At 23.8% G+C, this 21,921-nt stretch carries 22 protein-coding genes, 1 tRNA gene and 2 pseudogenes; 14 read left to right on the top strand and 11 right to left on the bottom strand.

Features of this window, described 5'->3' with window-relative positions:
• Positions 1-23 precede the first annotated feature (23 nt).
• Positions 24-1,001 carry an IS3 family transposase gene (locus AAHM96_RS07055; RefSeq protein ID WP_342272932.1) on the bottom strand — a complete coding sequence of 326 codons (978 nt, stop codon included), beginning with the start codon at positions 999-1,001 and terminating at the stop codon, positions 24-26.
• Positions 1,002-1,112: 111 nt separating this feature from the next.
• Here AAHM96_RS07055 and AAHM96_RS07050 point away from each other — a divergent pair, with 111 nt between their 5' ends.
• Entirely contained in the window at positions 1,113-1,310 is a 198-nt protein-coding gene (locus AAHM96_RS07050; RefSeq protein ID WP_342273061.1) for a hypothetical protein, read from the top strand.
• 7 nt (positions 1,311-1,317) lie between these two features.
• Here AAHM96_RS07050 and AAHM96_RS07045 read toward each other — a convergent pair.
• A protein-coding gene (locus tag AAHM96_RS07045; RefSeq protein WP_342273060.1) for an IS5 family transposase occupies positions 1,318-2,107 on the bottom strand; the annotation gives its coding sequence in 2 pieces (ribosomal slippage) (positions 1,318-1,845 and positions 1,847-2,107; 789 coding nt in all).
• Between the two features lie 273 nt (positions 2,108-2,380).
• On the opposite strand from AAHM96_RS07045, the gene AAHM96_RS07040 reads away from it, so the two are divergent.
• The gene (locus AAHM96_RS07040; RefSeq protein WP_342273064.1) at positions 2,381-3,805 is read left to right on the top strand and encodes a hypothetical protein; all 1,425 of its coding nucleotides are present in this window, start codon (positions 2,381-2,383) and stop codon (positions 3,803-3,805) included.
• Between the two features lie 166 nt (positions 3,806-3,971).
• Positions 3,972-5,210 (top strand): IS256 family transposase, encoded by a 1,239-nt coding sequence (locus AAHM96_RS07035; protein WP_342273672.1) that lies wholly within the window; start codon positions 3,972-3,974, stop codon positions 5,208-5,210.
• 250 nt (positions 5,211-5,460) lie between these two features.
• Here AAHM96_RS07035 and AAHM96_RS07030 read toward each other — a convergent pair whose 3' ends face one another.
• Positions 5,461-5,751, bottom strand: coding sequence for a DDE-type integrase/transposase/recombinase (locus AAHM96_RS07030; RefSeq protein ID WP_342273063.1), 291 nt, complete (start codon positions 5,749-5,751; stop codon positions 5,461-5,463).
• 106 nt (positions 5,752-5,857) lie between these two features.
• On the opposite strand from AAHM96_RS07030, the gene AAHM96_RS07025 reads away from it, so the two are divergent.
• Positions 5,858-7,096, top strand: a complete 1,239-nt coding sequence (locus AAHM96_RS07025) for an IS256 family transposase (RefSeq protein WP_342273710.1) — start codon at positions 5,858-5,860, stop codon at positions 7,094-7,096.
• Here AAHM96_RS07025 and AAHM96_RS07020 read toward each other — a convergent pair.
• Both AAHM96_RS07020 and AAHM96_RS07015 read right to left on the bottom strand, forming a co-directional pair.
• Complete coding sequence (locus AAHM96_RS07020; RefSeq protein ID WP_342273062.1) at positions 7,083-7,289, bottom strand: hypothetical protein; 207 nt, start codon at positions 7,287-7,289, stop codon at positions 7,083-7,085. The two genes, AAHM96_RS07025 and AAHM96_RS07020, sit on opposite strands and share 14 nt — an antisense overlap.
• 231 nt (positions 7,290-7,520) lie before the next feature.
• A complete protein-coding gene (locus AAHM96_RS07015) occupies positions 7,521-8,498 on the bottom strand; it encodes an IS3 family transposase (RefSeq protein WP_342272762.1) in 978 nt (325 codons plus the stop codon).
• A gap of 111 nt (positions 8,499-8,609) precedes the next feature.
• Here AAHM96_RS07015 and AAHM96_RS07010 point away from each other — a divergent pair, with 111 nt between their 5' ends.
• Positions 8,610-8,807, top strand: coding sequence for a hypothetical protein (locus tag AAHM96_RS07010; protein WP_342273061.1), 198 nt, complete (start codon positions 8,610-8,612; stop codon positions 8,805-8,807).
• A gap of 7 nt (positions 8,808-8,814) precedes the next feature.
• Here AAHM96_RS07010 and AAHM96_RS07005 read toward each other — a convergent pair.
• Positions 8,815-9,604, bottom strand: a protein-coding gene (locus AAHM96_RS07005; protein WP_342273060.1) for an IS5 family transposase whose coding sequence is annotated in 2 segments (ribosomal slippage) — positions 8,815-9,342 and positions 9,344-9,604 — 789 coding nt in all. Because the reading frame shifts where the segments join, the coding sequence is not laid out codon by codon here.
• 273 nt (positions 9,605-9,877) lie between these two features.
• Here AAHM96_RS07005 and AAHM96_RS07000 point away from each other — a divergent pair.
• The 6 genes from AAHM96_RS07000 (at position 9,878) to AAHM96_RS06975 (ending at position 16,121) form a co-directional block, all read left to right on the top strand.
• A complete protein-coding gene (locus AAHM96_RS07000) occupies positions 9,878-11,302 on the top strand; it encodes a hypothetical protein (RefSeq protein WP_342273059.1) in 1,425 nt (474 codons plus the stop codon).
• Between the two features lie 166 nt (positions 11,303-11,468).
• Entirely contained in the window at positions 11,469-12,707 is a 1,239-nt protein-coding gene (locus AAHM96_RS06995; protein ID WP_342273672.1) for an IS256 family transposase, read from the top strand.
• Positions 12,708-12,884: 177 nt separating this feature from the next.
• Positions 12,885-13,727 (top strand): energy-coupling factor transporter ATPase, encoded by an 843-nt coding sequence (locus AAHM96_RS06990; protein ID WP_342273058.1) that lies wholly within the window; start codon positions 12,885-12,887, stop codon positions 13,725-13,727.
• On the top strand, positions 13,703-14,581 hold the full coding sequence (locus AAHM96_RS06985; protein ID WP_342273057.1) for an energy-coupling factor transporter ATPase: 879 nt from the start codon (positions 13,703-13,705) through the stop codon (positions 14,579-14,581). The genes AAHM96_RS06990 and AAHM96_RS06985 overlap by 25 nt, the downstream gene beginning before the upstream one ends.
• Positions 14,582-14,594: 13 nt before the next feature.
• Positions 14,595-15,443, top strand: a complete 849-nt coding sequence (locus tag AAHM96_RS06980; protein WP_342273056.1) for an energy-coupling factor transporter transmembrane component T — start codon at positions 14,595-14,597, stop codon at positions 15,441-15,443.
• A gap of 384 nt (positions 15,444-15,827) precedes the next feature.
• The gene (locus AAHM96_RS06975; RefSeq protein WP_425288746.1) at positions 15,828-16,121 is read left to right on the top strand and encodes a transposase; all 294 of its coding nucleotides are present in this window, start codon (positions 15,828-15,830) and stop codon (positions 16,119-16,121) included.
• A gap of 80 nt (positions 16,122-16,201) precedes the next feature.
• Here AAHM96_RS06975 and AAHM96_RS06970 read toward each other — a convergent pair.
• The 3 genes and pseudogenes from AAHM96_RS06970 to AAHM96_RS06960 form a co-directional block, all read right to left on the bottom strand.
• Positions 16,202-17,065: pseudogene (locus AAHM96_RS06970) on the bottom strand (IS256 family transposase); the annotation flags it as partial.
• Between the two features lie 40 nt (positions 17,066-17,105).
• The gene (locus AAHM96_RS06965; RefSeq protein WP_342272797.1) at positions 17,106-18,083 is read right to left on the bottom strand and encodes an IS3 family transposase; all 978 of its coding nucleotides are present in this window, start codon (positions 18,081-18,083) and stop codon (positions 17,106-17,108) included.
• A 157-nt stretch (positions 18,084-18,240) separates the two neighbouring features.
• Positions 18,241-18,633 (bottom strand): transposase family protein, encoded by a 393-nt coding sequence (locus tag AAHM96_RS06960; protein ID WP_342272766.1) that lies wholly within the window; start codon positions 18,631-18,633, stop codon positions 18,241-18,243.
• Between the two features lie 268 nt (positions 18,634-18,901).
• Between AAHM96_RS06960 and AAHM96_RS06955 the strand changes: the two genes are divergently transcribed.
• Positions 18,902-18,978 (top strand) — tRNA-His (locus AAHM96_RS06955).
• Positions 18,979-19,239: 261 nt separating this feature from the next.
• Here the strand turns inward: AAHM96_RS06955 and AAHM96_RS06950 are convergent.
• Positions 19,240-19,719 carry a DDE-type integrase/transposase/recombinase gene (locus AAHM96_RS06950; RefSeq protein ID WP_342273055.1) on the bottom strand — a complete coding sequence of 160 codons (480 nt, stop codon included), beginning with the start codon at positions 19,717-19,719 and terminating at the stop codon, positions 19,240-19,242.
• A 111-nt stretch (positions 19,720-19,830) separates the two neighbouring features.
• On the opposite strand from AAHM96_RS06950, the gene AAHM96_RS06945 reads away from it, so the two are divergent.
• Positions 19,831-20,808 (top strand): IS3 family transposase, encoded by a 978-nt coding sequence (locus AAHM96_RS06945; protein ID WP_342272762.1) that lies wholly within the window; start codon positions 19,831-19,833, stop codon positions 20,806-20,808.
• 45 nt (positions 20,809-20,853) lie between these two features.
• Here AAHM96_RS06945 and AAHM96_RS06940 read toward each other — a convergent pair.
• A pseudogene (locus AAHM96_RS06940) lies at positions 20,854-20,982 on the bottom strand (IS5/IS1182 family transposase); the annotation flags it as partial.
• A 369-nt stretch (positions 20,983-21,351) separates the two neighbouring features.
• Between AAHM96_RS06940 and AAHM96_RS06935 the strand changes: the two are divergent.
• The gene (locus AAHM96_RS06935) at positions 21,352-21,888 is read left to right on the top strand and encodes a DUF402 domain-containing protein (protein WP_342273054.1); all 537 of its coding nucleotides are present in this window, start codon (positions 21,352-21,354) and stop codon (positions 21,886-21,888) included.
• Positions 21,889-21,921 lie beyond the last annotated feature (33 nt).

The raw sequence follows: 21,921 nt of genomic DNA, 5'->3' as shown, positions 1-21,921 counted from the left end.
TGGACCATTTTTGATATAAAATTCTAAATTTTAATTTGTAAAATTGGTGGTTTTAGAAATTTAGAATGTATTCTTTCATAATTATAAAACATAACATATTGATTTACATCATTTATAGCTTCATTGATGGATAAATATTGATTTGATCCTTTAGGTAGTCATTCTTGAGATAAATGAGAAAATCAGTTTTCAGATAATACATTACCACCAATATCATAAGGTTGTTTTTTGCTTAAAATTATTTGTTTATCCTCTGCTCATTTTGTGATATCTTGACAATAAAATTCGTTGGCGTTATCTGAATGTAAAATAACATTTTTTACTTGATTTCAAGAAAATTGTTTGTTGATTTTTTCAAGAGCAGGAAGAATTAAATCCTGATATGATTTATTAGGAGCAATATTATAACTAACAATATTATTTGAATAAAAATCAATAATTACAAAAAGATATAATCATCCTTCTTTAGTATTTATTTGTTTAGTGTCCATTGATCAAATTTGATTTGAAGAGGTTGTACTTTTATAATCTTTGTTTACTTTATCCATTGTAGGTATTCACTTATTTGGATTTTTTTTGTTTTTAGGATAGTTATTTTTAGTTTGTTTTAATCCTTGAATATTGTGTTCTTTCATAATTTTTCGCATTTGTTTTATTGATAATTCTATATTTAAAATGATATTTTTTTCTTGTTTTAATCACTCTTTAAAAGCTGAAAAAATTCTTAAATATCCATAAATTCTGCCTTTTCTTGTAGAATGAAATTCGATTAAAAGTTGGCATATTTTTTGATATTTATGATTGCATTTAATAATATGATTTTCTTCTTTTTTAATAGGTTTTTGTTTATTTTTTAAAAAGTAATATGTTGATCTGTTTAATTGAAGATATTGACATAGGTTTCTAATTGAATATTGATTTTTACAATCATCAATAATTTTAATTTTTTCTTTGATATTTAATTTGTTAATTACTAATGCTATTTGTTTAATTTTATCCATTAATAAAAATCCTTTCAGGTTAAAATTAGTGTTAATTATATAACACAATTGTTTTTAGAATACATTCAGGTTTTTTAAATTAATGGTCTAGTAAAAAGGGCTAAGTGGCAAGTGGCAAGTGGCCAACCACCATTTGAACGTTTTGTTGAAGTTATTATTGATAATAATATATCTGATACTAATAGTTATTATGATGAGGTTGATACTGTTTCCTTATTAAGTAATGATGATACAAGTGATGTAGACAGTATAATTTGAGAATCTAATAATAATTTTCCAGATAGTTTAATTACTGATACTTTTTCTTAGAACCTGTTTAAAATCTTTTCAATAAAATTGAAATAAAGGCAAGAACAACCATTTGTAAGCTAGTATTTAATTTTTTTTCACAATTTTTTCATAATCTTCTGCATTTTTCTAATCATGCAAAACTTCGTTCTACAACTCATCTTTTTGGTAATACTACAAAAGAATGTAATTCATTACGTTTTATAACTTCAACATTTGCATTTATAATTGTTTTAATTTTAGAAGCAAATTTTTCACCAGTATAACCAGCATCTACTAGTATTTTTTGAACTGCAGAAAGATTCTCTTTTTCATTTTCAATCATTATTATAACACTATTACGATCTGTTTTTTCTGCTGTGGTTATGTAAATTGCATGTGGTAAACCTTGAGAATCAACAGCAATATGACGCTTTATTCCTGAAATCTTTTTACCAGCATCATAACCTTTATTTTTAGTAGTATCTGTATTTTTAACACTTTGTGAATCAATTATACAAAAACTAGTTTGTTCTTTTCTACCATTATTGATACGAAATTCCTTGACTAATTTTTTTTAAAACTAATTGTAATACACTAGGTTCTTTATCATTATTTTTACTTCAAGCTTGAAAATAATAATATACAATTTGTCATTTTGGAAAATTTTTTGGTAACATTCTTCACTGGCAACCACTTTTTAATACATATAAAACTGCACAAAATACTTCATATAAATCTAAACTTCTTGGTTTAGTTCTCTTTTTAGTATTTTCTAAAATTGATTTTATATTTTCAAATTGCTCTTTGCTAACATTACTAGGATAATTTTTACACATATATACCTCTTATTTTAAAATATATAATCATTTTATCCTATTCTCTAAAAGATTTTAAACAGGTTCTTATACAACAAGATTTTAGCGTTTAAAAATAAACTTTTTTAATAATTCTTAAATATTTTATAAAAATTTAAAAGTGTTATCTAGCAAGTATAATATATATTCAATAAAGTTTATATATAATATAGATGAAAAACTAAATATAGTTTTCAATCCATTATTTTTTTTAAAAAAATAATCGATTTTTTTTATTTTGAAAGGAAGATTTTGATGCCAGTTACTAAACAAGAAAACCATAAAAAAGAAAGTTCAGAAATAAAAAAAGTAATTAAAGCCTTTGAAAAAGAAATCAAAGAAAATGATAATCAAATTAAAAATGAAAAAAAAGAAATAAAAAAATGAGAAAAACTAAAATTAAATATTAATGATGAAAAAGAAGGTTTAAGTAAAGAAATTAAAAAACTTAAGATAGCTTTAAATGAAATTAAAAATAAATTAAAGGAAAAAAAAGAAAAAAATATTAAATATGAAGAAAAAGAGGTAAAGTTTAAAGAAAAAGATTTAATAAAATTAGAAAACTTAAGAAAAGAAATTGAAAATAAAGTTGAAGTAGAAGAAAAGCAACAACAACAAATACAAGAAAATATAATAAAATTAAAAGAAAATGAACAAGAAAAAAGAAATGAATTAGAAAAATTCAAAAAAAATGAGAAAGAAATGGAAGAAGAAATAGGTAAATTAAAAGAAACCATAGTTGATGATGATACTAATGTGAATCTTTTGATTAAAGAAAAAGAAAATGAAATATTAGAAGTAAGATTAAAAATTGCTAATTTATCTGCTAGTTTAAAAAGAAAAGAGAAAGAAATAACATTATTAGAATTTGAAGAATTTAAACATAAACAAATTATTTTAGAAAATAAAGAACAATTAATAAAAGCAAATCATAAATTATATTCAAATAAAAAAACAGAAAATGAAGTTAAAATAGCAGAATTGGAGATCAAAAAAAACAAGAGAATTTGTGAAATATATGAATTACAGCATAAACTAAATATAGTGGTTATAGATGAAGCAAATATTAATTCAAAAATTTTAAGTTTACTTTTGACAATATGTAGGCTTGAAAAATCTTCTATAAAAATTGTCAAAGAAATTACAGAAAAAAAAGATGTCTTAAAACGAATAAAAAATAATTCATTAGAAGAATCAATAATAATTTCACCAGAAGAAAATGTTACTTCTACTCAGCAAAATGCAAAACCATGATTTAAACGTATATATAAACCATTTACTAAACTTTATAGAAGTAGTAAACAAAAACTTACATTAGGATATTATCAAAGAAAAGAAAAATCTTTAGAAGCGGAAATTAGGAAATTAGAAGCTGAAAAATTAAAAGATTTTTGAAATAAATTTTGATTACTTATGAGCTGTGGTTGTTATAATAATCATGGTAAAACAACAAGAAAAATAGAAGAAAAAAAACGAGAATTAAAAGATATTAAAAAAGAACTAGAAAAATTATCAAAAAATAATATTTCAAATAATGATCCGCAACCTTCAACTTCATCAGCAGTACCCATCTCATCTAAAAGTTGAAGTGACAAATTATTGAAATCAACAGAAGAAGTAACAAAAAATGATTCTTTATTAAAAGAAAATTCTAAAAATCCGGATATTTCTTTACATTAATTTTATAGAATAGAAATTTATATAACTTTAATTTATAAACTAAATTTTATTAGAAAATGAACAATAATTTTAGGTAATGTTTAGTAATCTGTGTAACTTACAAAAATAACTATGTTTAATTAATTCTAGTAAATATAATTAAATGACTAGAAAGAGTGAGTTACAGATGGCTAAAAAGCAAAATATTAATAATAATGATCCAATATCAAAAGCAGTAGATTTATTATTAGAAAATACTGAAGATTTAACAACAGTTTTTAAAGAGAAAGGATTGTATAAAGAATTAACAAAAAGATTAGTAGAAAAAATGTTGAATTCTGAGATGCAAAATTATTTAGGATATGATAAGAATCAACATAGTAATAGTGACAATGCTCGTAATGGTATAAGTTCAAAAAAATTAATAACTCAACAAGGTAAAATTGAGATTGATGTACCACGAGATCGCAATAGTAATTTTAATCCTGTAATAGTTGCAAAAAGACAAAGAAGATTTGATGGTTTTGATCAACAAGTTCTTTCTTTATATGCAAAAGGTATGACATTATCAGATATTAGAATGCAATTACAAGAGTTATATCATGGTGCTGATATTAGTGAAAGTGTTATTAGCCAAATTACTGATGATGTTATTGATGATGTAAAAGCATGGCAAAATCGACCATTAGAAAGTGTCTATCCGATTGTTTATTTTGATTGCATAGTAGTGAAAGTACGACAAGATAAAAGGATTATTAATAAATCAGTTTATATAGCTTTAGGAGTTGATTTAGAAGGTAAAAAAGATGTTTTAGGTTTATGAATTAGTGAAAATGAAGGTGCTAAATTTTGATTAGCAAATTTAACAGAAATGAAAAATCGTGGCTTAAATGATATTCTTATTGCCTGCAGTGATAATTTAACAGGCATGTCAGAAGCAATACAATCAGTTTATCTTAAAACAGAACATCAATTATGCATAGTTCATCAAATTAGAAATAGTTTGAAATATGTCTCATATAAGCATAGAAAATCTCTAGTTGCAGATTTAAAACCAATTTATACTGCATGTAGTGAAGAACAAGCAATGCAGGCTTTAGAATCCTTTGAAAGTAAATGAAATAAACAATATCCTCAAATTGCTAAATCTTGATATAAAAATTGAGATAATTTAATGGTTTTTATTAGTTATCCAGTAGAAATCAAAAGAGTGATTTATACTACAAATGCTATTGAATCTGTAAATAGTCAATTACGAAAAGTCATCAGAAATAAAAAAGTTTTTCCAAATGATATGGCAGTTTTCAAAATATTTTACTTAGCAATTGAAAATATAACAAAAAAATGAACAATGCCCATTCAAAATTGAAATACAGCAATTGCTCATTTTATGATAAAATTTGAAGATAGAATTAATCTAAACTAGTACTTTGTAAAACAAAGATACACAGATTAGGTGGTTGGCCCTTAATTACTGGACCATTTTTGATATAAAATTCTAAATTTTAATTTGTAAAATTGGTGGTTTTAGAAATTTAGAATGTATTCTTTCATAATTATAAAACATAACATATTGATTTACATCATTTATAGCTTCATTGATGGATAAATATTGATTTGATCCTTTAGGTAGTCATTCTTGAGATAAATGAGAAAATCAGTTTTCAGATAATACATTACCACCAATATCATAAGGTTGTTTTTTTGCTTAAAATTATTTGTTTATCCTCTGCTCATTTTGTGATATCTTGACAATAAAATTCGTTGGCGTTATCTGAATGTAAAATAACATTTTTTATTTGATTTCAAGAAAATTGTTTGTTGATTTTTTCAAGAGCAGGAAGAATTAAATCCTGATATGATTTATTAGGAGCAATATTATAACTAACAACATTATTTGAATAAAAATCAATAATTACAAAAAGATATAATCATCCTTCTTTAGTATTTATTTGTTTAGTGTCCATTGATCAAATTTGGGTAATGTTTAGTAATCTGTGTAACTTACAAAAATAACTATGTTTAATTAATTCTAGTAAATATAATTAAATGACTAGAAAGAGTGAGTTACAGATGGCTAAAAAGCAAAATATTAATAATAATGATCCAATATCAAAAGCAGTAGATTTATTATTAGAAAATACTGAAGATTTAACAACAGTTTTTAAAGAGGGAGGATTGTATAAAGAATTAACAAAAAGATTAGTAGAAAAAATGTTGAATTCTGAGATGCAAAATTATTTAGGATATGATAAGAATCAACATAGTAATAGTGACAATGCTCGTAATGGTATAAGTTCAAAAAAATTAATAACTCAACAAGGTAAAATTGAGATTGATGTACCACGAGATCGCAATAGTAATTTTAATCCTGTAATAGTTGCAAAAAGACAAAGAAGATTTGATGGTTTTGATCAACAAGTTCTTTCTTTATATGCAAAAGGTATGACATTATCAGATATTAGAATGCAATTACAAGAGTTATATCATGGTGCTGATATTAGTGAAAGTGTTATTAGCCAAATTACTGATGATGTTATTGATGATGTAAAAGCATGGCAAAATCGACCATTAGAAAGTGTCTATCCGATTGTTTATTTTGATTGCATAGTAGTGAAAGTACGACAAGATAAAAGGATTATTAATAAATCAGTTTATATAGCTTTAGGAGTTGATTTAGAAGGTAAAAAAGATGTTTTAGGTTTATGAATTAGTGAAAATGAAGGTGCTAAATTTTGATTAGCAAATTTAACAGAAATGAAAAATCGTGGCTTAAATGATATTCTTATTGCCTGCAGTGATAATTTAACAGGCATGTCAGAAGCAATACAATCAGTTTATCTTAAAACAGAACATCAATTATGCATAGTTCATCAAATTAGAAATAGTTTGAAATATGTCTCATATAAGCATCGAAAATCTCTAGTTGCAGATTTAAAACCAATTTATACTGCATGTAGTGAAGAACAAGCAATGCAGGCTTTAGAATCGTTTGAAAGTAAATGAAATAAACAATATCCTCAAATTGCTAAATCTTGATATAAAAATTGAGATAATTTAATGGTTTTTATTAGTTATCCAGTAGAAATCAAAAGAGTGATTTATACTACAAATGCTATTGAATCTGTAAATAGTCAATTACGAAAAGTTATCAGAAATAAAAAAGTTTTTCCTAATGATATGGCAGTTTTTAAAATATTTTATTTAGCAATTGAAAATATAACAAAAAAATGAACAATGCCCATTCAAAATTGAAATACAGCAATTGCTCATTTTATGATAAAATTTGAAGATAGAATTAATCTAAACTAGTACTTTGTAAAACAAAGATACACAGATTACATAAAAGCCTCCAAATTTGATTTGAAGAGGTTGTACTTTTATAATCTTTGTTTACTTTATCCATTGTAGGTATTCACTTATTTGGATTTTTTTTGTTTTTAGGATAGTTATTTTTAGTTTGTTTTAATCCTTGAATATTGTGTTCTTTCATAATTTTTCGCATTTGTTTTATTGATAATTCTATATTTAAAATGATATTTTTTTCTTGTTTTAATCACTCTTTAAAAGCTGAAAAAATTCTTAAATATCCATAAATTCTGCCTTTTCTTGTAGAATGAAATTCGATTAAAAGTTGGCATATTTTTTGATATTTATGATTGCATTTAATAATATGATTTTCTTCTTTTTTAAGGTGGTTGGCCCTTAATTACTGGACCATTTTTGATATAAAATTCTAAATTTTAATTTGTAAAATTGGTGGTTTTAGAAATTTAGAATGTATTCTTTCATAATTATAAAACATAACATATTGATTTACATCATTTATAGCTTCATTGATGGATAAATATTGATTTGATCCTTTAGGTAGTCATTCTTGAGATAAATGAGAAAATCAGTTTTCAGATAATACATTACCACCAATATCATAAGGTTGTTTTTTGCTTAAAATTATTTGTTTATCCTCTGCTCATTTTGTGATATCGTGACAATAAAATTCGTTGGCGTTATCTGAATGTAAAATAACATTTTTTATTTGATTTCAAGAAAATTGTTTGTTGATTTTTTCAAGAGCAGGAAGAATTAAATCCTGATATGATTTATTAGGAGCAATATTATAACTAACAACATTATTTGAATAAAAATCAATAATTACAAAAAGATATAATCATCCTTCTTTAGTATTTATTTGTTTAGTGTCCATTGATCAAATTTGATTTGAAGAGGTTGTACTTTTATAATCTTTGTTTACTTTATCCATTGTAGGTATTCACTTATTTGGATTTTTTTTGTTTTTAGGATAGTTATTTTTAGTTTGTTTTAATCCTTGAATATTGTGTTCTTTCATAATTTTTCGCATTTGTTTTATTGATAATTCTATATTTAAAATGATATTTTTTTCTTGTTTTAATCACTCTTTAAAAGCTGAAAAAATTCTTAAATATCCATAAATTCTGCCTTTTCTTGTAGAATGAAATTCGATTAAAAGTTGGCATATTTTTTGATATTTATGATTGCATTTAATAATATGATTTTCTTCTTTTTTAATAGGTTTTTGTTTATTTTTTAAAAAGTAATATGTTGATCTGTTTAATTGAAGATATTGACATAGGTTTCTAATTGAATATTGATTTTTACAATCATCAATAATTTTAATTTTTTCTTTGATATTTAATTTGTTAATTACTAATGCTATTTGTTTAATTTTATCCATTAATAAAAATCCTTTCAGGTTAAAATTAGTGTTAATTATATAACACAATTGTTTTTAGAATACATTCAGGTTTTTTAAATTAATGGTCTAGTAAAAAGGGCTAAGTGGCAAGTGGCAAGTGGCCAACCACCATTTGAACGTTTTGTTGAAGTTATTATTGATAATAATATATCTGATACTAATAGTTATTATGATGAGGTTGATACTGTTTCCTTATTAAGTAATGATGATACAAGTGATGTAGACAGTATAATTTGAGAATCTAATAATAATTTTCCAGATAGTTTAATTACTGATACTTTTTCTTAGAACCTGTTTAAAATCTTTTCAATAAAATTGAAATAAAGGCAAGAACAACCATTTGTAAGCTAGTATTTAATTTTTTTTCACAATTTTTTCATAATCTTCTGCATTTTTCTAATCATGCAAAACTTCGTTCTACAACTCATCTTTTTGGTAATACTACAAAAGAATGTAATTCATTACGTTTTATAACTTCAACATTTGCATTTATAATTGTTTTAATTTTAGAAGCAAATTTTTCACCAGTATAACCAGCATCTACTAGTATTTTTTGAACTGCAGAAAGATTCTCTTTTTCATTTTCAATCATTATTATAACACTATTACGATCTGTTTTTTCTGCTGTGGTTATGTAAATTGCATGTGGTAAACCTTGAGAATCAACAGCAATATGACGCTTTATTCCTGAAATCTTTTTACCAGCATCATAACCTTTATTTTTAGTAGTATCTGTATTTTTAACACTTTGTGAATCAATTATACAAAAACTAGTTTGTTCTTTTCTACCATTATTGATACGAAATTCCTTGACTAATTTTTTTTAAAACTAATTGTAATACACTAGGTTCTTTATCATTATTTTTACTTCAAGCTTGAAAATAATAATATACAATTTGTCATTTTGGAAAATTTTTTGGTAACATTCTTCACTGGCAACCACTTTTTAATACATATAAAACTGCACAAAATACTTCATATAAATCTAAACTTCTTGGTTTAGTTCTCTTTTTAGTATTTTCTAAAATTGATTTTATATTTTCAAATTGCTCTTTGCTAACATTACTAGGATAATTTTTACACATATATACCTCTTATTTTAAAATATATAATCATTTTATCCTATTCTCTAAAAGATTTTAAACAGGTTCTTATACAACAAGATTTTAGCGTTTAAAAATAAACTTTTTTAATAATTCTTAAATATTTTATAAAAATTTAAAAGTGTTATCTAGCAAGTATAATATATATTCAATAAAGTTTATATATAATATAGATGAAAAACTAAATATAGTTTTCAATCCATTATTTTTTTTAAAAAAATAATCGATTTTTTTTATTTTGAAAGGAAGATTTTGATGCCAGTTACTAAACAAGAAAACCATAAAAAAGAAAGTTCAGAAATAAAAAAAGTAATTAAAGCCTTTGAAAAAGAAATCAAAGAAAATGATAATCAAATTAAAAATGAAAAAAAAGAAATAAAAAAATGAGAAAAACTAAAATTAAATATTAATGATGAAAAAGAAGGTTTAAGTAAAGAAATTAAAAAACTTAAGATAGCTTTAAATGAAATTAAAAATAAATTAAAGGAAAAAAAAGAAAAAAATATTAAATATGAAGAAAAAGAGGTAAAGTTTAAAGAAAAAGATTTAATAAAATTAGAAAACTTAAGAAAAGAAATTGAAAATAAAGTTGAAGTAGAAGAAAAGCAACAACAACAAATACAAGAAAATATAATAAAATTAAAAGAAAATGAACAAGAAATAATAAATGAATTAGAAAAATTCAAAAAAAATGAGAAAGAAATGGAAGAAGAAATAGGTAAATTAAAAGAAACCATAGTTGATGATGATACTAATGTGAATCTTTTGATTAAAGAAAAAGAAAATGAAATATTAGAAGTAAGATTAAAAATTGCTAATTTATCTGCTAGTTTAAAAAGAAAAGAGAAAGAAATAACATTATTAGAATTTGAAGAATTTAAACATAAACAAATTATTTTAGAAAATAAAGAACAATTAATAAAAGCAAATCATAAATTATATTCAAATAAAAAAACAGAAAATGAAGTTAAAATAGCAGAATTGGAGATCAAAAAAAACAAGAGAATTTGTGAAATATATGAATTACAGCATAAACTAAATATAGTGGTTATAGATGAAGCAAATATTAATTCAAAAATTTTAAGTTTACTTTTGACAATATGTAGGCTTGAAAAATCTTCTATAAAAATTGTCAAAGAAATTACAGAAAAAAAAGATGTCTTAAAACGAATAAAAAATAATTCATTAGAAGAATCAATAATAATTTCACCAGAAGAAAATGTTACTTCTACTCAGCAAAATGCAAAACCATGATTTAAACGTATATATAAACCATTTACTAAACTTTATAGAAGTAGTAAACAAAAACTTACATTAGGATATTATCAAAGAAAAGAAAAATCTTTAGAAGCGGAAATTAGGAAATTAGAAGCTGAAAAATTAAAAGATTTTTGAAATAAATTTTGATTACTTATGAGCTGTGGTTGTTATAATAATCATGGTAAAACAACAAGAAAAATAGAAGAAAAAAAACGAGAATTAAAAGATATTAAAAAAGAACTAGAAAAATTATCAAAAAATAATATTTCAAATAATGATCCGCAACCTTCAACTTCATCAGCAGTACCCATCTCATCTAAAAGTTGAAGTGACAAATTATTGAAATCAACAGAAGAAGTAACAAAAAATGATTCTTTATTAAAAGAAAATTCTAAAAATCCGGATATTTCTTTACATTAATTTTATAGAATAGAAATTTATATAACTTTAATTTATAAACTAAATTTTATTAGAAAATGAACAATAATTTTAGGTAATGTTTAGTAATCTGTGTAACTTACAAAAATAACTATGTTTAATTAATTCTAGTAAATATAATTAAATGACTAGAAAGAGTGAGTTACAGATGGCTAAAAAGCAAAATATTAATAATAATGATCCAATATCAAAAGCAGTAGATTTATTATTAGAAAATACTGAAGATTTAACAACAGTTTTTAAAGAGAAAGGATTGTATAAAGAATTAACAAAAAGATTAGTAGAAAAAATGTTGAATTCTGAGATGCAAAATTATTTAGGATATGATAAGAATCAACATAGTAATAGTGACAATGCTCGTAATGGTATAAGTTCAAAAAAATTAATAACTCAACAAGGTAAAATTGAGATTGATGTACCACGAGATCGCAATAGTAATTTTAATCCTGTAATAGTTGCAAAAAGACAAAGAAGATTTGATGGTTTTGATCAACAAGTTCTTTCTTTATATGCAAAAGGTATGACATTATCAGATATTAGAATGCAATTACAAGAGTTATATCATGGTGCTGATATTAGTGAAAGTGTTATTAGCCAAATTACTGATGATGTTATTGATGATGTAAAAGCATGGCAAAATCGACCATTAGAAAGTGTCTATCCGATTGTTTATTTTGATTGCATAGTAGTGAAAGTACGACAAGATAAAAGGATTATTAATAAATCAGTTTATATAGCTTTAGGAGTTGATTTAGAAGGTAAAAAAGATGTTTTAGGTTTATGAATTAGTGAAAATGAAGGTGCTAAATTTTGATTAGCAAATTTAACAGAAATGAAAAATCGTGGCTTAAATGATATTCTTATTGCCTGCAGTGATAATTTAACAGGCATGTCAGAAGCAATACAATCAGTTTATCTTAAAACAGAACATCAATTATGCATAGTTCATCAAATTAGAAATAGTTTGAAATATGTCTCATATAAGCATCGAAAATCTCTAGTTGCAGATTTAAAACCAATTTATACTGCATGTAGTGAAGAACAAGCAATGCAGGCTTTAGAATCGTTTGAAAGTAAATGAAATAAACAATATCCTCAAATTGCTAAATCTTGATATAAAAATTGAGATAATTTAATGGTTTTTATTAGTTATCCAGTAGAAATCAAAAGAGTGATTTATACTACAAATGCTATTGAATCTGTAAATAGTCAATTACGAAAAGTTATCAGAAATAAAAAAGTTTTTCCTAATGATATGGCAGTTTTTAAAATATTTTATTTAGCAATTGAAAATATAACAAAAAAATGAACAATGCCCATTCAAAATTGAAATACAGCAATTGCTCATTTTATGATAAAATTTGAAGATAGAATTAATCTAAACTAGTACTTTGTAAAACAAAGATACACAGATTACATAAAAGCCTCTAATTTTACTTCAATTTTGAACAGATATTGTTCATTTTTTTCTTTTTTTATAATTTTTATAAATTATAAATTGATATATATAAAATTACTGTTATAATTTTACTAGCATAATATTTAAAATGGAGTTAGAAGTAATATGAGTAAATCTAAAATTTCATTAAGTTTAAAAAATGTTGAATTTCGTTATAAACCAGAATACAATAACGCTGTTGATAATGTTAGTTTTGATATTAATCATGGTGAATATATTACTATAATTGGTCATAATGGTAGTGGTAAGTCAACACTTTCAAAAATTATTATTGGTGTTTTACACAAACAAAAAGGTACAATTCAATTATTTGATGAAACAATTACTAATAAAAACATTAAACAATTACGTCGTCACTTAGGTATTGTTTTTCAAAATCCTGATAATCAATTTATAGGTTCAACTGTTCGTGATGATATTGCTTTTGGCTTGGAAAATCATTTAGTTGAACCCAGTGATATGCCAGCAATTATTGACAGAGTTTCTAGGGCAGTGGGTATGGAAAAATATTTAGATCATGAACCGCTATGATTATCTGGTGGTCAAAAACAACGTGTAGCTATTGCTTCAGTTTTAGCTTTAGAACCTGATATTATTATTTTTGATGAGGCAACTAGTATGCTTGATCCAAAAGGTAAACGAGAAGTTAAAGAAATTATGTTAAAATTACAAGAACAACGCAATAAAACTATTATTTCTATTACTCATGATATGGATGAAATTATTAATGCCGATAAAATTATTGTTATGAATAAAGGTAAGTTAGTTCGTTATGGAACTCCATCTGAAATATTAAAAGAATGAGAGTTTTTACAAAGTATTCATTTAGATATTCCTTTTGTTTTAAAAGTATCGTTAGGTTTAAAAAATAAGGGGATTAATATTAATGAAACATTAAGTGAAGAGGAGTTGATTTCTAGCTTATGTCAATTAAATTCAAAGAAGTAAGTTATACTTATTCTCCAAAAACCCCTTATCAATATCAAGCATTAAAAGATATTACTATTGAAATTGTTGAACAAAAAATAGTTGCTATTATTGGTGAAACTGGTAGTGGTAAATCAACTATGATTCAACATATTAATGGTTTATTAGTTCCAATGGCAGGTTCAGTTGCCATTAATGATTTTATTATTAAGGCTAATCAAAAAAAAATTCGTGATATTAAAAAAATACGTAAACAAATTGGCTTAGTCTTTCAATTTCCCGAATATCAGTTATTTGAAGAAACTATTGAACGAGATATTATGTTTGGACCAGTTAATTTTGGTGAGAAAAAAGATAAAGCACGAGAGTTAGCAAAAAAATATATTAATTTGGTTGGATTAGACGAAATATACTTATCAAGAAGTCCGTTTGATTTGTCTGGGGGTCAAAAACGAAGAGTTGCTATTGCTGGTATTTTGGCATTACAAGGTCATACTTTAATTTTAGATGAACCAACAGCAGGACTTGATCCCGATGGTGAAAAAGAATTAATTAATTTATTTTATGATTTAAATCATAAAGAAAAGAAAACTATTATTTTAGTAACTCATAATATGAATCATGTACTAATGGTTGCTGATGAAGTTATTGTATTACATAATACACAGATTTATAAAAAAGCAGATCCAATTACTATTTTTAGAGATAAAAAATTAATTACCGAAACCGGAATTGAACCACCAAAAATTTATAGTTTTTTATATAAATTAGAAGCAGCAGGATTTGATACATCAAAAATTACTGCTAGAAGTAATTCAGAATTAATTGACCAGCTATCAAAAATATTATCCAAAAAAAATAGCAATAAAAAGTAAGGAGTAATAAATAATGAAAGTTAGTTTTGGTCGTTATTTACCTTTAAATTCAATCATTCATCGTGTAGATCCAAGAATTAAATTACTAGTTTTAATTTGTTTAATTGCTTCACTTTTTTTTCATACTGGTTTTGAAAGTTACGCTCTTATTGGTTTTACTGTCATAACAATTTTCTTTTGTGCAAAATTACCTTTTATGATGTTATTAAAATTAATGCGTCCCATTTTATTTATGGCATTTATTTTATTTATAATTAACTGTTTTTTAACTGATGGCCCTAATGTTGGAATGATTTGACGTTGGCATGGTATTAAGGTATCATATAAAGCTATATTTGTTAGTATTTATATTGCTCTTAGAATTTATTTAATGATTTTAATTACAACAATTTTAACAACCACAACACAACCATTAGATTTAACATTAGCATTAGAAGATTTAATGTTACCATTAAAATTAATTAAATTTCCAGTACATATTATTTCAATGATTATTTCTATTGCTCTTCGTTCAATTCCTACATTATTAGATGAAGCCGGTAGAATTTTAAAAGCGCAAGCATCACGTGGTGTAGATTTAAAAAATGGTCATTTTAAAGAAAAAGTTAAATCGTTAGTATCATTAATTATTCCCTTATTAGTTTCTTCATTTCAAAAAGCAGAAGATTTAGCGTACGCTATGGATTCAAGGGGTTATGATCCACAAGGTAAAAGAACACGTTTTCGTCAATACCATATTGATTTTAAAGATATATTTTTCTTTATTATTGGTGTAGGATTGTTAGCATTTCTTATATCTTATACTTATCATCCAGAAATTTTTTGAAGAATTCCATTTATTGATGATTATTATTCAGAATAATAAACGTATATGAATTAGCTTTACTAATTTTAAATGTTATTAATATTAAATTTAATTAAAAATTTTGCAACAAGAGTCATAATATTTATCATTTTTATTTTTTCTTATACTCACTATTATTTTTTTTAATTAAAAATTCTTAATTTAAATTTAAAATATATTAATAATTAAAATTAATTAAGGAGTAAGTCCGGTTGATAAATTATAATCATAAATATCACTATCTAAGTTACTTGTAACTACAATACTGTTATTTCATTCAACATTTTGTTGTGCTATTTTTTCACTAACTAACAATTGTTCAATAGCTTTATCTAAGAACCTGTTTAAAATCTTTTAGAGAATAGGATAAAATGATTATATATTTTAAAATAAGAGGTATATATGTGTAAAAATTATCCTAGTAATGTTAGCAAAGAGCAATTTGAAAATATAAAATCAATTTTAGAAAATACTAAAAAGAGAACTAAACCAAGAAGTTTAGATTTATATGAAGTATTTTGTGCAGTTTTATATGTATTAAAAAGTGGTTGCCAGTGAAGAATGTTACCAAAAAATTTTCCAAAATGACAAATTGTATATTATTATTTTCAAGCTTGAAGTAAAAATAATGATAAAGAACCTAGTGTATTACAATTAGTTTTAAAAAAAATTAGTCAAGGCATTTCGTATCAATAATGGTAGAAAAGAACAAACTAGTTTTTGTATAATTGATTCGAGGCTTTTATGTAATCTGTGTATCTTTGTTTTACAAAGTACTAGTTTAGATTAATTCTATCTTCAAATTTTATCATAAAATGAGCAATTGCTGTATTTCAATTTTGAATGGGCATTGTTCATTTTTTTGTTATATTTTTAATTGCTAAGTAAAATATTTTGAAAACTACCATATCATTTGGAAAAACTTTTTTATTTCTGATGACTTTTCGTAATTGACTATTTACAGATTCAATAGCATTTGTAGTATAAATCACTCTTTTGATTTCTACTGGATAACTAATAAAAACCATTAAATTATCTCAATTTTTATATCAAGATTTAGCAATTTGAGGATATTGTTTATTTCATTTACTTTCAAACGATTCTAAAGCCTGCATTGCTTGTTCTTCACTACATGCAGTATAAATTGGTTTTAAATCTGCAACTAGAGATTTTCGATGCTTATATGAGACATATTTCAAACTATTTCTAATTTGATGAACTATGCATAATTGATGTTCTGTTTTAAGATAAACTGATTGTATTGCTTCTGACATGCCTGTTAAATTATCACTGCAGGCAATAAGAATATCATTTAAGCCACGATTTTTCATTTCTGTTAAATTTGCTAATCAAAATTTAGCACCTTCATTTTCACTAATTCATAAACCTAAAACATCTTTTTTACCTTCTAAATCAACTCCTAAAGCTATATAAACTGATTTATTAATAATCCTTTTATCTTGTCGTACTTTCACTACTATGCAATCAAAATAAACAATCGGATAGACACTTTCTAATGGTCGATTTTGCCATGCTTTTACATCATCAATAACATCATCAGTAATTTGGCTAATAACACTTTCACTAATATCAGCACCATGATATAACTCTTGTAATTGCATTCTAATATCTGATAAGGTGGTTGGCCCTTAATTACTGGACCATTTTTGATATAAAATTCTAAATTTTAATTTGTAAAATTGGTGGTTTTAGAAATTTAGAATGTATTCTTTCATAATTATAAAACATAACATATTGATTTACATCATTTATAGCTTCATTGATGGATAAATATTGATTTGATCCTTTAGGTAGTCATTCTTGAGATAAATGAGAAAATCAGTTTTCAGATAATACATTACCACCAATATCATAAGGTTGTTTTTTGCTTAAAATTATTTGTTTATCCTCTGCTCATTTTGTGATATCTTGACAATAAAATTCGTTGGCGTTATCTGAATGTAAAATAACATTTTTTATTTGATTTCAAGAAAATTGTTTGTTGATTTTTTCAAGAGCAGGAAGAATTAAATCCTGATATGATTTATTAGGAGCAATATTATAACTAACAACATTATTTGAATAAAAATCAATAATTACAAAAAGATATAATCATCCTTCTTTAGTATTTATTTGTTTAGTGTCCATTGATCAAATTTGATTTGAAGAGGTTGTACTTTTATAATCTTTGTTTACTTTATCCATTGTAGGTATTCACTTATTTGGATTTTTTTTGTTTTTAGGATAGTTATTTTTAGTTTGTTTTAATCCTTGAATATTGTGTTCTTTCATAATTTTTCGCATTTGTTTTATTGATAATTCTATATTTAAAATGATATTTTTTTCTTGTTTTAATCACTCTTTAAAAGCTGAAAAAATTCTTAAATATCCATAAATTCTGCCTTTTCTTGTAGAATGAAATTCGATTAAAAGTTGGCATATTTTTTGATATTTATGATTGCATTTAATAATATGATTTTCTTCTTTTTTAATAGGTTTTTGTTTATTTTTTAAAAAGTAATATGTTGATCTGTTTAATTGAAGATATTGACATAGGTTTCTAATTGAATATTGATTTTTACAATCATCAATAATTTTAATTTTTTCTTTGATATTTAATTTGTTAATTACTAATGCTATTTGTTTAATTTTATCCATTAATAAAAATCCTTTCAGGTTAAAATTAGTGTTAATTATATAACACAATTGTTTTTAGAATACATTCAGGTTTTTTAAATTAATGGTCTAGTAAAAAGGGCTAAGTGGCAAGTGGCAAGTGGCGTATGATGTTTGTTTTTACCCGAAAAAAGTAATTTTAGTTTTTTTTAATTCTTTCAATTGGAGTTTCAGTAGCATCAATAGCTAGTAAATTATTATTGATTCCTTTATTTTTGATTAAATCTTTTTTGCCAGATAAATTAAAAATTCCACTTTTTATTAAAGTATTTTCAATTCAAAAAATATTACGAATGCAGCTAGTATGACTAATATTATATCTTTTTGCAATAACTCTATAACTACTATACTCTTTTCAGTATTCTAATGTCATTAATAAACGATTTTCTATTGATAATTTATTAGGTTTACCACCAACTGCTTTTTTAATTGCTTCAGCTTTTTTTAAAATTTCAACCATTTTTTGAAATGTTTGTAGTTTTATTCCCACTAAACTATAAAATTCTTGTTCATCTTTGTATTTTTTTAACATAATAATTATCACCTTTGATATTAATAATAACCGTTAAATTATTAAAATTAAAGGTTTTGCACCAAGTCTAGTATTTAAATTAATAATTAACCATAATTATTAATTTTAAATTGTGTTCTAATTGTTAATAGTAGCATTGTTTTTTTATTATTGTTACTGTTATATATGAAAATTAGATGATTATTTTTGTAGTTTTATGAAAAAAATATTAAAAAATGATAAATTTATTGTATAATATTTAACGGTTTTACTTATAGAAACTAATATGGCGACTGTGGCGTAGCGGTCTAGCGCATCAGTTTGTGGAACTGACATTCGCGGGTTCGAATCCCGTCAGTCGCCCCATTTAATAAAATTATGTTTTTTACTACTCCTTTTTGGAGTTTTTTCTTTTTTAAATAAATATTATTATAAATTTATTTTTCGCTTTTTATTTACTAAATAAATAATGGTATAATTATTATGTATAATTAAATAATTAAGTATCGTTTTTCTTTTATTGTTTGTTTTTATAATTTTTTATGATAAGATTTGTTTGTTATTAAAATATAAAATTTGCTACTGGTCGTTGGCCCTTAATTACTGGACCATTTTTGATATAAAATTCTAAATTTTAATTTGTAAAATTGGTGGTTTTAGAAATTCAGATAATACATTACCACCAATATCATAAGGTTGTTTTTTGCTTAAAATTATTTGTTTATCCTCTGCTCATTTTGTGATATCGTGACAATAAAATTCGTTGGCGTTATCTGAATGTAAAATAACATTTTTTACTTGATTTCAAGAAAATTGTTTGTTGATTTTTTCAAGAGCAGGAAGAATTAAATCCTGATATGATTTATTAGGAGCAATATTATAACTAACAACATTATTTGAATAAAAATCAATAATTACAAAAAGATATAATCATCCTTCTTTAGTATTTATTTGTTTAGTGTCCATTGATCAAATTTGATTTGAAGAGGTTGTACTTTTATAATCTTTGTTTACTTTATCCATTGTAGGTATTCACTTATTTGGATTTTTTTTGTTTTTAGGATAGTTATTTTTAGTTTGTTTTAATCGGTGGTTGCCACTTGCCACTTGCCACTTAGCCCTTTTTACTAGACCATTAATTTAAAAAACCTGAATGTATTCTAAAAACAATTGTGTTATATAATTAACACTAATTTTAACCTGAAAGGATTTTTATTAATGGATAAAATTAAACAAATAGCATTAGTAATTAACAAATTAAATATCAAAGAAAAAATTAAAATTATTGATGATTGTAAAAATCAATATTCAATTAGAAACCTATGTCAATATCTTCAATTAAACAGATCAACATATTACTTTTTAAAAAATAAACAAAAACCTATTAAAAAAGAAGAAAATCATATTATTAAATGCAATCATAAATATCAAAAAATATGCCAACTTTTAATCGAATTTCATTCTACAAGAAAAGGCAGAATTTATGGATATTTAAGAATTTTTTCAGCTTTTAAAGAGTGATTAAAACAAGAAAAAAATATCATTTTAAATATAGAATTATCAATAAAACAAATGCGAAAAATTATGAAAGAACACAATATTCAAGGATTAAAACAAACTAAAAATAACTATCCTAAAAACAAAAAAAATCCAAATAAGTGAATACCTACAATGGATAAAGTAAACAAAGATTATAAAAGTACAACCTCTTCAAATCAAATTTGATCAATGGACACTAAACAAATAAATACTAAAGAAGGATGATTATATCTTTTTGTAATTATTGATTTTTATTCAAATAATGTTGTTAGTTATAATATTGCTCCTAATAAATCATATCAGGATTTAATTCTTCCTGCTCTTGAAAAAATCAACAAACAATTTTCTTGAAATCAAATAAAAAATGTTATTTTACATTCAGATAACGCCAACGAATTTTATTGTCACGATATCACAAAATGAGCAGAGGATAAACAAATAATTTTAAGCAAAAAACAACCTTATGATATTGGTGGTAATGTATTATCTGAAAACTGATTTTCTCATTTATCTCAAGAATGACTACCTAAAGGATCAAATCAATATTTATCCATCAATGAAGCTATAAATGATGTAAATCAATATGTTATGTTTTATAATTATGAAAGAATACATTCTAAATTTCTAAAACCACCAATTTTACAAATTAAAATTTAGAATTTTATATCAAAAATGGTCCAGTAATTAAGGGCCAACCACCTATAAAACTGCACAAAATACTTCATATAAATCTAAACTTCTTGGTTTAGTTCTCTTTTTAGTATTTTCTAAAATTGATTTTATATTTTCAAATTGCTCTTTGCTAACATTACTAGGATAATTTTTACACATATATACCTCTTATTTTAAAATATATAATCATTTTATACTATTCTCTAAAAGATTTTAAACAGGTTCTTAGATTTAACTGTTGATGATATTAGAGTAGTAGGATTAGATAAGTTGGATAATATATTACAAACTGAAAAGAAAGAAACTGAAAATACTGTATGCCGTGCTTGTTATTATAGAAATAAATATTCTAAGAAAAATAAGAAAGATGTTAAAATAGAGTAAACCTATATTATTGGTCGAAGCCAACCAGAACCTTCGTTGGTTGGCCGTGGCGTTTACGCCACTGGGGTAAGTTGCGAAGCAACTAGGGGGCAACGCCCCTATATACTTGTTTATGATTTGCAGAAAGTTGAGGTTTAAATGTATATGTACCTTAAAGAAGGGCAAATACTTTCAATTCATGCATATAAGCATAATGGCGATTTATATCGTAGTTGAAATAATTCAATTGTTTTAGAAGATACTGAAAAATATTTAGTTTTAGTAAATGAGAATGTAACAATTACTGAAATTAATGGTCGTAAATGAACAACCGTTGATCCAGCAATTTGGTTATTTTTTAAAAATGATTGATACAATATTATTTGTATGATTCGTAATGATGGTGTTCATTATTATTGTAATATTGCCAGTCCCTTTATTTTAGATTCGCAAACAGTTAAATACATTGATTATGATTTAGATATTAAAGTATTTCCTAATCGTTCTTATAAACTGTTAGATTTGAAAGAATTTAAAACTAATTGTCGAATATGAAAGTATCCAATACCTTTACAAAATATATTATGACAAAATATAAATAAATTAAAAAAAGGAGTTAAAAAAAATGAAATTAATTTATTTAATGATGATGTAATTTTAAATTATTGAAAAAATTACCAAAACCAAAGTTTACAAAAATAGTAAGAACATATGTTCTTACTATTTTTTATATTA

The organism is Spiroplasma endosymbiont of Acasis viretata (assembly GCF_964031275.1).
Taxonomy (GTDB): Bacteria; Bacillota_I; Bacilli_A; order Mycoplasmatales; family VBWQ01; genus Spiroplasma_E; species Spiroplasma_E ixodetis_A.
The sequence above is the reverse complement of the archived record's forward strand: the minus strand, read 5'-3'. Positions and strand labels throughout refer to the sequence as shown.